At 68.9% G+C, this 12,375-nt stretch carries 12 protein-coding genes; 5 read left to right on the top strand and 7 right to left on the bottom strand.

Features of this window, described 5'->3' with window-relative positions:
* Positions 1 to 38 precede the first annotated feature (38 nt).
* Entirely contained in the window at positions 39 to 1,109 is a 1,071-nt protein-coding gene (locus NAM01S_RS29105; protein ID WP_067791329.1) for an ABC transporter substrate-binding protein, read from the top strand.
* 60 nt (positions 1,110 to 1,169) lie between these two features.
* On the opposite strand, the gene NAM01S_RS29100 is transcribed toward NAM01S_RS29105, so the two are convergent.
* Positions 1,170 to 1,595 carry a MarR family winged helix-turn-helix transcriptional regulator gene (locus NAM01S_RS29100; protein ID WP_067791327.1) on the bottom strand — a complete coding sequence of 142 codons (426 nt, stop codon included), beginning with the start codon at positions 1,593 to 1,595 and terminating at the stop codon, positions 1,170 to 1,172.
* A 53-nt stretch (positions 1,596 to 1,648) separates the two neighbouring features.
* On the opposite strand from NAM01S_RS29100, the gene NAM01S_RS29095 reads away from it, so the two are divergent.
* Positions 1,649 to 2,725, top strand: a complete 1,077-nt coding sequence (locus tag NAM01S_RS29095) for a substrate-binding domain-containing protein (RefSeq protein WP_067791325.1) — start codon at positions 1,649 to 1,651, stop codon at positions 2,723 to 2,725.
* Positions 2,726 to 2,913: 188 nt separating this feature from the next.
* On the opposite strand, the gene purQ is transcribed toward NAM01S_RS29095, so the two are convergent.
* Together purQ and purS are read right to left on the bottom strand one after the other, a co-directional pair.
* Complete coding sequence (gene purQ, locus NAM01S_RS29090; RefSeq protein ID WP_067791323.1) at positions 2,914 to 3,591, bottom strand: phosphoribosylformylglycinamidine synthase subunit PurQ; 678 nt, start codon at positions 3,589 to 3,591, stop codon at positions 2,914 to 2,916.
* The gene (purS, locus tag NAM01S_RS29085; RefSeq protein WP_067791321.1) at positions 3,588 to 3,824 is read right to left on the bottom strand and encodes a phosphoribosylformylglycinamidine synthase subunit PurS; all 237 of its coding nucleotides are present in this window, start codon (positions 3,822 to 3,824) and stop codon (positions 3,588 to 3,590) included. The genes purQ and purS overlap by 4 nt, the downstream gene beginning before the upstream one ends.
* A gap of 112 nt (positions 3,825 to 3,936) precedes the next feature.
* Between purS and NAM01S_RS29080 the strand changes: the two genes are divergently transcribed.
* On the top strand, positions 3,937 to 4,581 hold the full coding sequence (locus NAM01S_RS29080) for an MBL fold metallo-hydrolase (RefSeq protein ID WP_067791319.1): 645 nt from the start codon (positions 3,937 to 3,939) through the stop codon (positions 4,579 to 4,581).
* Between the two features lie 54 nt (positions 4,582 to 4,635).
* On the opposite strand, the gene NAM01S_RS29075 is transcribed toward NAM01S_RS29080, so the two are convergent.
* A complete protein-coding gene (locus tag NAM01S_RS29075) occupies positions 4,636 to 5,997 on the bottom strand; it encodes a dipeptidase (RefSeq protein ID WP_067791367.1) in 1,362 nt (453 codons plus the stop codon).
* 374 nt (positions 5,998 to 6,371) lie between these two features.
* Between NAM01S_RS29075 and gad the strand changes: the two genes are divergently transcribed.
* Entirely contained in the window at positions 6,372 to 7,766 is a 1,395-nt protein-coding gene (gad, locus tag NAM01S_RS29070) for a glutamate decarboxylase (RefSeq protein ID WP_067791317.1), read from the top strand.
* A gap of 87 nt (positions 7,767 to 7,853) precedes the next feature.
* Here the strand turns inward: gad and NAM01S_RS29065 are convergent, their stop codons facing one another.
* The 3 genes from NAM01S_RS29065 to NAM01S_RS29055 form a co-directional block, all read right to left on the bottom strand.
* A complete protein-coding gene (locus tag NAM01S_RS29065; protein WP_067791365.1) occupies positions 7,854 to 8,555 on the bottom strand; it encodes a DUF2334 domain-containing protein in 702 nt (233 codons plus the stop codon).
* 102 nt (positions 8,556 to 8,657) lie between these two features.
* Positions 8,658 to 10,808, bottom strand: coding sequence for a S9 family peptidase (locus NAM01S_RS29060; protein WP_067791362.1), 2,151 nt, complete (start codon positions 10,806 to 10,808; stop codon positions 8,658 to 8,660).
* 10 nt (positions 10,809 to 10,818) lie between these two features.
* Positions 10,819 to 11,226, bottom strand: a complete 408-nt coding sequence (locus tag NAM01S_RS29055) for a MerR family transcriptional regulator (RefSeq protein ID WP_067791315.1) — start codon at positions 11,224 to 11,226, stop codon at positions 10,819 to 10,821.
* A 54-nt stretch (positions 11,227 to 11,280) separates the two neighbouring features.
* Here NAM01S_RS29055 and NAM01S_RS29050 point away from each other — a divergent pair, with 54 nt between their 5' ends.
* Complete coding sequence (locus NAM01S_RS29050) at positions 11,281 to 12,369, top strand: alkene reductase (RefSeq protein WP_067791313.1); 1,089 nt, start codon at positions 11,281 to 11,283, stop codon at positions 12,367 to 12,369.
* Positions 12,370 to 12,375: the final 6 nt, after the last annotated feature.

Raw genomic sequence — 12,375 nt, 5'->3', positions numbered from 1 at the left:
GAACATCCAGCAATCTCGCGTGAAGGGCAGGGGTTCGCATGACACTGCCGAGCGGGCGGCACGACGCCGTCGAGATCGTCAACATCGCACCCCTGCACGGCGCCGGCGCCATCATCGGGCCGTCCTGCGTGGCCGCCGCGAACCTGGCCGTGGCCGAAATCAACAGCGGCACCGGCATTCTCGGACGCGAGGTATGCGTGACCACGATCGACGGCGGCGGTCCGCCGCAGCGCGTCTACGACGAGGTCTCGGCCCTGCTGGCGACCGGCATGGTGCACGCCGTCACGGGCATCCCGATGCCGGAGAATCGCGCCGCGATCATGCGCGCGGCGGCCGGTCGCGCGCCGTGCCTGTTCGGTGTCGGCCACGACGGGCTCGCCGCAGAAGAACCGGGCGTCTTCATGATCGGCGAGCACCCCGGCATCCAGACGCTGGTCGCGGTCGACTGGCTCTACCGGGAGTTCGGCGCCCGGCGCTGGGCGGTGGTTGCCAGCGACTATCTCTGGTCGCGCCGGATCGCGCCCGCGCTGCGCGAGGTGCTCGCACCGCGGCACTCGGTGGTCGCCGAACACTTCGTGCCGATCGGCGCCGAGGACTTCGACGCCGTGCTCGACGATCCCCGGCTGGACGCGGCCGACGGGGTGATCCTGCTGCTGATCGGCGCCGACGCGGCCCGCTTCAACCGGGCCTTCACCGCGGCGGGACGCGCCGACCGCCAGTTCCGCACCGGCCCGACCATCGACGAAAACGTCCTGCTCGCAGGCGGACTCGACGTCAACCGCAATATCTACGTGCCCTCCAGCGTGATTCCCGATCGGCGCAGCGCGGGCCACCGCGATCTGCTCGACCGGTACCTGCGGCTGCACCACGGATTCGCCCCAGCCTTCAGCAGATTCGCCAACGGCGCCTACCGCTCGCTGCACGCGCTGCGGACCGCGGTCGACACCGCGGGCTCGTTCGAGACGGCGCGCATCCACCGCGCGCTGGCCGACCGTCCGGTGCTCGAAGGCCCGTCCGGCGAGTTCACCTTCCGCGGCGATCAGATCGTGCAGCCGACCTTCGTCGCGCGGGCGGCGGGCGTCGACTTCGAGACGCTCACCGTGGCGTGAGCAACCCCCCTTGACGTTTCTCCGTCGCGACGACCGTGCACGGGCGGACGACGGCGCCGACTACCCCTCGGCGACCAGCTCCAGCAGCCGCTTGAGCTCGGCATAGCGCCGCGCGCCGATCTTGTTCTGCAATTGACGCTCCGCGAGCTCCTCCTCGGCGCGCACCGACGCGACCAGCTCGGCCCCCAGCCTGCTCAGCCCGATCAGGATGCGCCGCCGATCCTCCTCCGCCGCCACCCGGAAGATCAGGCCGCGCTCGGCGAGGAAGTCGGCGTGCCTGGTCGCCGAGGACGGCGCCAATTGCGAGCGGTTGGCCAATTCGCTCATCGTGATGCCGTTTTCGGTCGACAGATTGCACAGCATCGACCACTGATCCGGCGAAAGCTGCCTCGCGCACAAAGCGGCATCGAGGTTGCGTAGCCAACGTCGTTCCGCGGCACGCAGCGCCCCATGCAGCGTGACATATCCGCTTAGAATGGTCGTCATTGATTTTCCCCGCCTGCTTTTGAATTCGTTCGAACCAGAAGAAGAGTACCCGAATGTCAGCGGTCGGCGAGAGCCCAGACGGCACGATAGAGATCCTGAACATAGTTCCCATGCAGGGGCCAGGCGGTATCTTCGCGCCTTCCTGCGATGCCGCCATTTCGCTGGCCACGTCCGAAATCAACCGGGGCGCCGGAATTCTGGGTCGCGAAATTCGTACCACGAATATCGATGGCGGCAGGCCGCCCGCGGAGGTAGCGACCGAGGTCGCCGCGCTGCTTGCCACCGGCATGGTGCACGCGATCACCGGCTGGCACACCTCCGCGGTGCGGCGGGCGGTGGCCAAGGCGAACGACGGTCGGGTGCCGTATCTGTTCGCGGTCAGTCACGAAGGTCTGCCCGACGAACTGCCCGGCGTGCTGCTGGTCGGTGAGCACCCGGCGGGCCACACCGTCGCCGCGGTGCGCTGGCTCGGCAGGGAACTCGGCGTGCGCCGCTGGGCCGTCATCGGCAACGACTACATCTGGCCGCGCGAGACGGCGAAAGCGGTGCGGCGCAGCCTGATCGACCCGGATGCCATCGTGCTGGAACGATTCGTCCCGCTCGGCACGCCGAGCTTCGGCGAATTCCTGCTGCACCCGGATCTGGACCGCGCCGAGGGCGTCATCATCCTGATGGTCGGCGCGGACGTCTCGCGGTTCAACCGCCAGTTCTGCGCCATGGGCCGGGCCGCCGACCAGGTGCGGGTCAGCCCGGCCGCCGACGAGAACGTGCTGCTCGCGGGCGGCGCGGGCGCCAACCACAATCTCTACGTGCCGTCCAGCTTCTTCCTGAACGAGAAGCTCACCGACGGCAGGGACCGCAAGGCCCGCTATCGCAGGATGCACGGCAGCTTCGCGCCCGCCCTCACCACCTTCAGCAACGCGACCTACGAGGCCATCCACGCGCTGCGCGGGTTGGCCGAGACCGTCGGATCGCTGGACGTGCCGAGCCTGCAACGCGCGCTCGCCGACGGCGTGCACTTCCAAACACCGGGCGGCCCACGGGGATTCGTCGGCAACCAAGCGATCCAGCCCGGCTATCTCGCAAGGGCCGACGGCGTCGAGTTCGACATCATCGACCGGATCTGGTGAGCCGCGGACCACCCGGACAGACCGGATCTGGTGAGCCGCGAACACGAACCACTCGGACAGCCCGGCTCCCGACGCGGAAAGCGAAACGGCGCCGGATCATCCGGCTGTGGGTGCCGAAACGCGAAACGGCCCGGATCGACCGGCTTCCCGATGCGGGAGCCTGGATCAACCCGGGCCGTAGTGTCGCGTCAGGCCGAGACCAGCGTGTCCAGCACCGAGAGGAACAGTCCGAGACCGTCGTCACTCGGGCCGGTCAGCGGCTCGGTGGCGTGCTCGGGGTGCGGCATGAGACCGACGACCCGGCCGTTGGCCGAGGCGATGCCCGCGATGCCGCGCTGCGAGCCGTTCGGGTTGTCGCCCGAGTAGCGGAAGACCACCCGGCCCTCGCCTTCGAGCTCGTCGAGCACGGCGGCCGAGGCCTGGTAGCGGCCCTCGCCGGACTTCAACGGGACAAGAATCTGCGCACCCGGCTCGTAGCGGGACGTCCACGCGGTGGAGACCGACTCGACGGTCAGCCACTCGTCGCGGCAGATGAAGTGCAGACCCTCGTTGCGGGTCAGCGCGCCGGGCAGCAGACCGGCCTCGCACAGCACCTGGAAGCCGTTGCAGATGCCGAGCACCGGCATGCCCTGGCCCGCGGCCTGCACGACCTTGCCCATCACCGGCGCGAACCTGGCGATGGCACCCGCGCGCAGGTAGTCGCCGTAGGAGAAGCCGCCTGGCACGACGACTGCGTCGACTTGCTTCAGATCGGCGTCGGCGTGCCACAGGTTGACCGCCTCGGCGCCGGCCAGACGCACCGCGCGCACGGCGTCGACGTCGTCGAGCGTGCCGGGAAAGGTGATGACCCCGATGCGCGCCGTCATGGGAGGCGAACCACCTTCCACTCCTCGATCACGGTGTTGGCGAGCAGGCCTTCGGCGATCTGCTCGAGCTCGGCGTCGCTGACGCTCTCGTCCACCTCGAGCTCGAATCGCTTGCCCTGCCGCACATCACCGATCCCGGCGAATCCCAGGCGCGGGAGCGCGCCGACAATGGCCTGCCCCTGCGGATCCAGGATTTCGGCCTTCGGCATCACCTCGACCACGACTCGTGCCACGCGTTGCTCCTCAGGTGGTGTGGGGGGTTACCTGAGCAGCCTAGTTGCTCAGGGTGGGCGAGCTACCTGCGGGGTCGGGTGAAAATCGACACGCTGCCAATAGCATGGCGGAATGCGTATAGCCCATTTCGGCCACTCCTGCATCCTCGTCGAGCTGCACGGCGCGAAGGTGCTCTTCGATCCGGGCACGTTCTCGCACGGCTTCGAGGGCATCACCGGCCTGGACGCCATCGCCGTCACCCACCAGCACCCCGATCACATCGACCCGAACCGCATCGACGCGCTGCTCGAGGCCAATCCACAGGCCAGGGTGCTGTCCGATCCGCAGACCGCGGCCCAGCGCGGCGGGCGGTGGGAGGCCGTGCACGCGGGCAACGTGCTTCGGCTCGGCGACCTGCAGATCACCGGAGGTGGCGGCAGGCACGCGGTGATCCATCCGGACATCCCGGTCATCGACAACACCGTCTTCCAGCTCGGCACCGCCGACGACCCCGCCCAGCTCGTGCACCCCGGGGACTCGCTCTGGGTGCCGCCGGTCCAGGTCGGCGTGCTCGCCATCCCCGCCGCCGCGCCGTGGATGCGGATCAGCGAGGCCGTCGACTACCTGCGCGCCGTCGCCCCGCGCACCGCACTACCCATCCACTACGGCATCATCCAGCCCGACGCCCGCGGCATCTACTTCGGCCGACTCGCCGAAATGGGTCCCGACGGAACCGAATTCACCGTCCTCGAACCGGAGAACCAGCGCGAATTCTGAACGACGGCCGACCGAAGGTCACCTCCAGCCCGTCACGCACGGTGCGGGCAACCTTCAGTCGCGACCGTAGCTGGTCAGGAAGATGGCTTCCGCCAGTGCCATGTGTTGGATTTCGGAGGGGTCCACACTTTCGTTGGGGGCGTGGATCAGGCACTTCGGCTCCTCGACGCCGATCAGCATGATCTCGGCGTCGGGGTAGGTGTCGGCGAAGACGTTGCACAGCGGGATCGAGCCGCCCTGGCCCTGGGTGGTGGTGGGCCGGCCGTAGGAGGCGGCCAGCGCGGCGTCCATGGCCGCGCGGGCTGGGCCGCCGCTCGCGGAGCGGAACGGCGCTCCTTCGCCCTCCAGCTCGATGGTGAGCTTCGCGTGCAGCGGAGTGTTCGCCTCCAGGTGGGCGACCAGGGCGCTGTGCGCGTGCTCGGGCGTGATGCCCGGCGGAATGCGCAGGTTCAACCGGGCGCGGGCGGCCGGCTGGATCGCCGCCGTCGAGCCGACCACCCGCGGCGCGTCGATCCCGAGCACGGTGAGAGCCGGTCGGGCCCAGAGCATTTCGGCGACGGTACCGTCGCCGGAGAGCTCGACGCCCGCGAGCACGCCCGCGTCGTTGCAGAAGCGCTCGGAATCGTATTGCACCCCGTCCCAGGTCTGCCGGTTGTCCAGCCCGGCGACGGTGGTGTTGCCGTCGACGTCGCGCAACGTGGCGAGCACCTGGATCAGCGCGGCGAGCGCGTCCGGCGCCGCGCCGCCGAACATGCCCGAATGTAGCGGTCCCGCAAGGGTTTCCACCGTGACGAGCACATTCACGTTGCCGCGCAGGGTTTCCGTGAAGGTCGGCACGCCCGCCGCGAAGTTGCCGCAATCGCCGATCACGATGGCGTCGGCGCGCAACAGATCCGGGTTGGCGACGACGAACTTCTCCAGACCACCGGTCCCCTGCTCCTCCGAGCCCTCGGCGACCAGGATGACGCCGACGGGTAGCTCGGAACCGATGGCACGCAGGGCCGTCAGGTGCATGACGATGTTGCCCTTGCAGTCCGCCGCGCCGCGCCCGTACCAGCGACCGTCCTTCTCGGTGAGCTCCCAGGCGGGCGTCCGCCACGCGGCCTCGTCCAGTGGCGGCTGCACGTCGTAGTGGCAGTAGAGGAGCACGGTCGGCGCACCCGGCGGCGCGGGACGCGAGGCGATGACGGTCTTGCTGCCGTCCGGGGTCTCGTGCAACCCGACCTTGGTCAGCCCGACCGCGGCGAACGCGTCGGCCACCCACTGCGCGGCGCGCTCGCACTCCTCGGCGGGGAACTGCCGCGCGTCGGCCACGGACTTGAACGAAACCAATTGCGCGAGATCGCGTTCGGCTTGCGGCATCAGCGCCGCGACGCGCGAGCGCAGGTCGGCGGTATGCGGATCGTCGGAAGTCATGGGCAGCGGCCTCGCTTCGTCGTGTCGGGTCGTTCGCACCTCGTCGAGGTTGGTGCCGAGCCGGTCCGCACGGCGCTGGATCCGATTCGCGCACCGCGCGGGAGCCGATTCGACGGCGATCACCGTATCGCGATCACTGTTCACCGGGCGGTTGCCGGGGCCAGGCGCGCCGTTAGTGCTCGCTCGATCCAGGCTCGGGCATCGGCGCTCTCCGGTCCGACCCGTACTGCGTCGGACCTATCCGCCGAACCTCGAGTGTCTGTCCAGCAAACGCCTGGCCGTCTCGAATTGCCCGCTTGTACAAGCGAACCATTGCAGAATGGGTCGACACCCGAGCCGCGGCAATCTATGAGCAGCCTTGCTGGGAGGCCCTGATGCCCGTTGAACCGGAATTCGACGATCTGTTCGCACTGCCCGCGATCGACCATCCCGCGCCGAAAGAGAGCTTCCCGGACAAGGAAGTACTTCCGCAGGTCGCCTATCAGATCGTGCACGACGAGCTGCTGCTCGACGGCGTCTCGCGGATGAACCTCGCCACCTTCTGCACCACCTGGGTCGACGACCAGGCGCGCAGACTGATGAACGAGTCGCTGGACAAGAACATCGTCGACAAGGACGAATACCCGCAGACCGCGGAGCTGGAGCGCCGCTGCGCGCGGATGCTCGCCGACCTCTGGCACGCCCCGGATCCCGCGACCACGCTCGGCACCTCGACCACCGGGTCCAGCGAGGCCGCGATGCTCGGCGGACTCGCCGCCAAGTTCCGCTGGCGCAAGCGCGGCGGCTCGGGCACGCCGAACTTCGTCTGCGGGCCCGTGCAGGTCTGCTGGGAGAAGTTCGCCCGCTATTTCGACGTCGAGATTCGCCAGGTGCCGTTGCGCGGCGACCGGCTCACCATGCACCCCGACGACGTGGCCGCGCACTGCGACGAGAACACCATCATGGTGGTCGCCAATTTCGGGCAGACCTACACAGGGCTTTTCGAGGACGTCGCGGGCATCGCGCGTGCGCTCGACGATCTCCAGTCAGCGAAAGGCCCGGACATCCCGCTGCACGTGGACGCGGCGAGCGGCGGTTTCCTCGCCCCGTTCACCGCACCCGACGTGGTGTGGGACTTCCGCCTGGAACGGGTGAAGTCGATCAACTCCTCCGGCCACAAGACCGGTCTCGCCCCGCTCGGCGCGGGCTGGGCCATTTGGCGCACGGCCGACGATCTGCCCGCGGAGCTGATCTTCGACGTCGACTACCTCGGCGGCAGCATGGCCACCTTCAACCTGAATTTCTCCCGCCCCGGCGGGCAGGTGATCACTCAGTACTACGACTTCATCCGGCTCGGCAGGCTCGGCTACACGCGGTTGCAGGAGGCGATCTACCGGGTCGCCGGGCACCTGGCGGCCGGGTTGGCGAAATTCGACGGGTTCGAACTGATCCACGACGGCGATCCCAATCGCGGCATCGCGGCGGTGTGCTGGCGGCTGACCGGCTCGCCCGGCTTCAACCTCTACGACCTGTCCGATCGGCTGCGCACCCGAGGCTGGCTGATCGCCGCCTACCCGCTGCCGCCCGACCGCGGATCGGAGACGGTCATGCGGGCGGTGATCCGGCACGGCTTCACCCACGACATGGTGGACCTGCTGCTCGCCGACATCGACCGCAGCGTGCGGCAGCTCGCCAGCCACCCGATGAAGGTCTCGCTGAGCAGGGCGGAAGCGGGCGGCTTCACCCACAACGCGAAGCCCAAGGTCCCTGGCAACAAGCCCACGACATAAACCCGCCGGGGGAAGCCCCCGGACTGAGGTACGCCCGCCGCCATCGATCGCCATTCCCGGCGGCGGGCGTACCTCGGCCCGCGACCTTCAGGCCGCGCGCACCAGGTCGAACGGCTCCCACCGATACACATCGCTCACCGCGCCGTGGAACAGCGCCAGATCCACCGCGTCCACCATCGCCAGGCGCGGACCCGAACGCTGCAACTGCGCCCCGGAGATCGCCAAGCGCAGCACGCCGCCGCGCCGCGCGGTCCTCGCCGCGCCCATCACCAGGGCGCGGCACCACCACGGCTCGGCGCGGAAGCCTTCGCCGATGCCGTAGACGCGCGACTTCTGCGCCGCGTTGCGCTCCAGGTCGAGGATCGAGGTGAGCCCGAGTGCCAGCCGGAAACCCGTCTCGGGCAGCGCGGCGATGGCGCCCGCCGAGGCGTCCCAGCGCGGCGCGGCGAACAGCCGGGTGCGCAGTTCGACCTGCTCCAGCACCCGGTCGGCCGCGGTGAGCCGCAGCTTGGCCTCGTGCTTGGGCAGCGTGGCGAACTCGGCCCTGCGCCGCTTGGTCGCCGCCTGGTCGTAGCCGTGCAGCACGATGGCGTCGCCGCGGGCCCGCCTGCCGCGCAGCCATGCCTGCGTCGCCAGGTCGTCGACCAGCCGGTACTTGCCCTTCAACCGCGGCGCGACCAGCAGCGACAACCGCACGTCGCGACGATCCATCTCGGCGGCGAATTCGATCGCGGCGTCTCGAGTGGTGTCCCGAATACCCGACACGGACACGATCAGCTCAGCGTTCATGAACCAACGGTGCCCGACGCAGGTGTCATTCATGTGCAGCGAGCATGACCAGGGGACGAACAACCGAAGCACCGTCGGCGACCGGGCTACGCCCCCCGGCGTTCACCTCTCGGCGAGGCCCACCGTGTCGAGCACCCAGGCGTGCTCGAACGCCACTTCCTTCCACTTCTCGTAGCGCCCGCTGACGCCGCCGTGGCCCGCGCTCATCTCCGTCTTGAGCAGCAGCGGCGCGTCGCCGGTCTTGGTCGCGCGCAGCTTGGCCACCCACTTGGCGGGCTCGACGTAGAGCACCCTGGTGTCGTTCAGGCTGGTGACGGCGAGGATCGCCGGGTAGTCCTTGGCCTCGACGTTCTCGTACGGCGAATAGGACTTCATGTACTCGTAGACGTCCTTGTCCGCCAACGGGTTACCCCACTCGTCCCACTCGATGACGGTGAGCGGCAGCGACGGGTCCAGGATCGAGGTCAGCGGGTCGACGAACGGCACGTTGGCGAGAATGCCCTTGAACAGCTCCGGCGCCAGGTTCGCCACGGCGCCCATCAGCAGCCCGCCCGCGCTGCCGCCGTCGGCGACCAGCCGATCGGGCGCGGTCCTACCGGTGTCGATCAGGTGCCGCGCGCAGGCGACGAAGTCGGTGAAGGTGTTCTTCTTGGTGAGCGTCTTGCCGTTCTCGTACCAGAGCCTGCCCATCTCGCCGCCGCCGCGCACGTGCGCGACCGCGAACACCATGCCGCGATCGAGCAGCGAGAGCCGCGCGACCGAGAAGGACGGGTCCATGCTGGCCTCGTAGGAGCCGTAGCCGTAGAGCAGCAGCGGCTTCGGCTCGCCCTCGGGGACCGCGCCCTTCTTCCACACCAGCGAGATCGGGATTCGGGTGCCGTCGTCGGCGACCGCCCAATCCCGGTGCTGCTCATAGTCGTTCGCGTCGTAGCCGCCGAGCACCGGCTGCTCCTTGCGCAGCAGCAGCGCGCCGGTGGCAGGCACGTAGTCGAACACCTGCATCGGGGTGATGAACGAGGTCAGGCCGATGCGCAGGGTCGGCTGGGCCCACTCCGGGTTCGCGCCGGAGCCGACAGCGAAGAGCTCCAGATCGAATTCGAGTTCGCGCCGCTCGCCGTAGCCGGACTCGGTGAGCGGCCAGACCGCGACCCTGGTCAGCGCCTCGCGGCGGTAGCTGAGCACCAGGTGATCGGCGAACGCGTCGACGTCCTCGAGCCGCACGTCGTCGCGGTGGCCGATGAGCAGTGTCAGGTTCGACGGGTCGGCGACGGGCGCCTCGGCGAGCACGAAGTTCTCGGCCTTGACCCCGTCCACGACGTCGTTGTGCAGGATGAGGAAACGGTCCTCGCCGCCGATCACGGCGTGCTCGGCCGAGTATTCGACGCCCTCGCGCCGCGGCATGATGATCCGGAAATCGCCCTCGGGGTCGTCGGATTCGAGCACCCAGCCCTCGGTGGTGATCTTGGAGCCGACCCAGATCATCAGGTATTTCTCGGAGCGGGTCGAGCCGATGCTCACCCAGTAGCGCTCGTCGGGCTCGTGGAAGACCTTCACGTCGTCCTCGGTCGCGGTGCCGAGCCGGTGCCGCCACACGGTGTCGGGGCGCCAGGACTCGTCGACCGTCTGATAGAAGACGTGGCTGCCGTCCAGCGACCAGGTCGCGCCCGGCGCGGTGCCGGTGATCTCGTCGGCGAGCGATTCGCCGGTGCGCAGGTCCTTGAAGCGCAGGGTGTAGCGCTCGTCGCCGACCGTGTCGACCGAGTAGGCGAGCAGGTTGCCGTCGTGGCTCACCGAGAACGCGCCGAGGGCGAAGTAGGCGTGGCCCGCGGCCAGCTCGTTGCTGTCCAGCAGCACCTGTTCGCCGGGGATCTCGGTGTCGACCTCGAGTCGCGGCGGAGTCCACGCGTCGATGCCCTCGGCCTGCGCATCGATGGGGCAGCGGCAGTGCACGCCGTACTGCTTGCCCTCGTAGCTGCGCGAGTAGTACCAGAACTCGCCCATCCGAGTGGGCACCGAGAGGTCGGTCTCCTGGGTGCGCGACTTGATCTCCTCGAAGAGCTTCTCGCGCAGGTCCTGCAGGTGCGCGGTCTGCGCCTCGGCGTAGGCGTTCTCGGCCTGGAGGTGGGAGATGACCTCGGGATCCTCCTTGTCCCGCAGCCACTCGTACTCGTCGACGAAGACGTCGCCGTGATGGACCCGCTCGGTCGGCACCGTCTTGGCGATCGGGGCCGCCACCGCACTTTCGACAGACATGCGGTCCACCCTACTTGCGGGTCGTCGAATCCCCCGCGCGATGGAACTCCGCGGGCGGCGCCTCGCCGCCCGCCGCGCGGATGACGCCGTCGAGCACCTCGCAGGTGCGATGCAAGTCGCGCAGCGCGCGGTCGATCCTGGCCCGCTCCTCGGTCAGCTTCTCCACCAGGAACGGGGTGGCCTCGGCGCTGGGTGAGCCGTCGGTGTCGTGGATGCACGGGAGCAGTTCGGCGATGGTGTCGCTGGTCAGCCCCGCCGCGAACATCTCCTGGATCCGGTGCACTCGCTCGACGGCCACCTCCGGATACTCGCGCTGCCCGCCGGAACTGCGGGCGGCGGCCAGCATGCCCTTGTCCTCGTAGTACCGCAGCGACCGGACGCTCACCCCGGTTCGCTCGGACAGTTCACCGATGCGCACGTCACTCCTCGAGCTCTTGACCTGACATTGATGTCAGCTTCTAGCGTACCTCCTATGCAACTTCTGACGCCCTACCGCGACCACGAACTCGCCCTGCCGAACCGGATCGTCATGTCCCCGATGACCCGCCTGCGTTCGCTGCCGGACGGCTCCCCCACACCCGACGTCGTCGACTACTACGCGCAGCGCGCCACCGCCGGGCTGATCATCACCGAAGGCATCTGGCCGCATTCGACCGGCCAGAGCGAGGCGTGGGCGCCCGGCCTGCAAACCGAAGCCCACGTCAGCGCATGGCGGCGGGTCACCGACGCGGTGCACGCGGAGGGCGGGCGGATCTTCGCGCAGCTGATGCACGGCGGACGCAAGAACCATCCGCGCGGCCGCATCGACGGATCCTGGCCCGCCGGACCTTCCCCGGTGCTCGATCCTGACCGGGTACATCTGATCGAAGGCGGCAAAGCCGATCCGATCAGACCGCGAGAGTTGAGTCACGCCGACATCGCCGCGGTGATCGGCCAGTACGCGGCCGCCGCACGCAACGCGATCGCCGCGGGCTTCGACGGCGTCGAAATCCACGGCGCCAACAGCTATCTGATCCACCAGTTCCTCGCCGACAACACCAACCGACGCACGGACGAATACGGCGGTTCGATCGACAACCGGATGCGGGCGCCGCTGGCAATCGTCGACGCGGTAGCCGAGGCGATCGGATCGCGCCGCACCGCCATTCGGCTCTCGCCGGGCAATCCGCAGTTCAACATGTACGAGGCCGATCCTGCGCAGCTGTACCGAAAGCTGGTGTCCGAGTTGGATCGTCGTGAACTGGCCTACCTGCACCTCATCGACAACCACGACTACCCGGCGCTGACCGATCTGCGCCCGCGCTGGCGCGGCACGCTGATCGCGAACATCGGCGAGAACCGCGAGCCGACCACCGCCGCGGAAGCGGAAGCCGTATTGCGGGCCGGCACAGCAGATCTCGTCTCGTTCGGGCGGGCGTTCCTCGCCAATCCCGATCTGGTGGAACGGATCGCGCGTGACCTGCCGCTGAACCCGATCCGCGAGGAAGGCCTCTACGGGCGGGGCGCGAAGGGCTACACCGACTATCCGGCCTGGTCGGAGAGCGTGTTGTCCCGGGCGTAGGTGGGC

Source organism: Nocardia amikacinitolerans NBRC 108937 (assembly GCF_001612615.1).
Lineage (GTDB): Bacteria > Actinomycetota > Actinomycetes > Mycobacteriales > Mycobacteriaceae > Nocardia > Nocardia amikacinitolerans.
The sequence above is the reverse complement of the archived record's forward strand: the minus strand, read 5'-3'. Positions and strand labels throughout refer to the sequence as shown.

What these genes read in the sequence shown, in the direction of transcription:
- NAM01S_RS29105 (WP_067791329.1), top strand. Translation starts at nt 39, where the DNA reads ATGACACTGCCGAGCGGGCGGCACGACGCCGTCGAGATCGTCAACATC.
- NAM01S_RS29100 (WP_067791327.1), bottom strand. Translation starts at nt 1,595, where the DNA reads ATGACGACCATTCTAAGCGGATATGTCACGCTGCATGGGGCGCTGCGT.
- NAM01S_RS29095 (WP_067791325.1), top strand. Translation starts at nt 1,649, where the DNA reads ATGTCAGCGGTCGGCGAGAGCCCAGACGGCACGATAGAGATCCTGAAC.
- purQ (WP_067791323.1), bottom strand. Translation starts at nt 3,591, where the DNA reads ATGACGGCGCGCATCGGGGTCATCACCTTTCCCGGCACGCTCGACGAC.
- NAM01S_RS29080 (WP_067791319.1), top strand. Translation starts at nt 3,937, where the DNA reads ATGCGTATAGCCCATTTCGGCCACTCCTGCATCCTCGTCGAGCTGCAC.
- NAM01S_RS29075 (WP_067791367.1), bottom strand. Translation starts at nt 5,997, where the DNA reads ATGACTTCCGACGATCCGCATACCGCCGACCTGCGCTCGCGCGTCGCG.
- gad (WP_067791317.1), top strand. Translation starts at nt 6,372, where the DNA reads ATGCCCGTTGAACCGGAATTCGACGATCTGTTCGCACTGCCCGCGATC.
- NAM01S_RS29065 (WP_067791365.1), bottom strand. Translation starts at nt 8,555, where the DNA reads ATGAACGCTGAGCTGATCGTGTCCGTGTCGGGTATTCGGGACACCACT.
- NAM01S_RS29060 (WP_067791362.1), bottom strand. Translation starts at nt 10,808, where the DNA reads ATGTCTGTCGAAAGTGCGGTGGCGGCCCCGATCGCCAAGACGGTGCCG.
- NAM01S_RS29050 (WP_067791313.1), top strand. Translation starts at nt 11,281, where the DNA reads ATGCAACTTCTGACGCCCTACCGCGACCACGAACTCGCCCTGCCGAAC.